The sequence below is a fragment of the Campylobacter sp. GB48 genome (assembly GCF_049221845.1).
GTDB lineage: Bacteria > Campylobacterota > Campylobacteria > Campylobacterales > Campylobacteraceae > Campylobacter_D > Campylobacter_D lari_C.
This window is the reverse complement of record NZ_JBMJAR010000080.1, coordinates 1-841: the sequence shown is the minus strand read 5'-3', so window position 1 is coordinate 841 and position 841 is coordinate 1. Positions and strand designations below refer to the sequence as shown.

At 33.1% G+C, this 841-nt stretch carries 1 pseudogene; it reads left to right on the top strand.

Features of this window, described 5'->3' with window-relative positions:
• A pseudogene (locus tag ACOTVC_RS08905) lies at positions 1–825 on the top strand (hypothetical protein); the annotation flags it as partial.
• Between the last annotated feature and the right edge of the window lie 16 nt (positions 826–841).

Genomic DNA, 841 nt, shown 5'->3' with positions numbered 1-841 from the left:
CTTTATAAAAAAGTAGAAAGCAATAGAGGCTTAGCTCATTTAAGTAATGGATATTTATTTATGAGTGAATGGGAATTAGCAGCAGGGATACTAGGAGATATAAAAGGCTTTGCAAAAGGTGGAGGAGGATTATGGAAAACAGGATTTACCACTAGAGCTTATCAAGCATTATTTTTAGCAGCACAACTGGGACATCAACCTTCTTTAGAACACCAACTTAGTACTTATTCTTCTTCTGTAGCCTTAGCAGGTGGAGGTCATACTAATGCTTTAAGAGAGAAAATGCTAAAAGATTTTTCTAAAAATCCTCCTTATGATGAATTTGGAATGCTTCCTTTCTTAGATGAGCTTATAGGAGTGGATTGGATTATTGATTTAACAGAATATGAATTTGCAGATGATGCTGATGGTAAAGCTATTAGATCTTTAGATGATGATGTTTTAAAAGGTAAATTAAAAGATCCAAGAGATATAGATTCTACTCCAGAGAGTAGGAAAGAGTTTAATCGTGAAATGTGGGCATATCGTAGAGGTGCTGTTGCATTTTATAATACAGACATTCCCAATGATTGGACTAAAGAAGAAGCAAAACTATATATGAATTCTCTTATTTTAGAAGCCAAACTAGCAGCCCTAACTCCTCCTCAAGGCTATCCTAATGCACCTTATTATTGGATTCCAGAGCATTTAGAATATGTTTATAAAAAACACAAATTAGACGCTAAACTTAATCCAAGAATTCCTGCTATATATAGATATAATTTTCCGCAAGAACTTCGAGCTAAAATACTAGCTTATGCTAAAGAGCATAATATAAAAGAGTAAAAATAATGAATTTCAT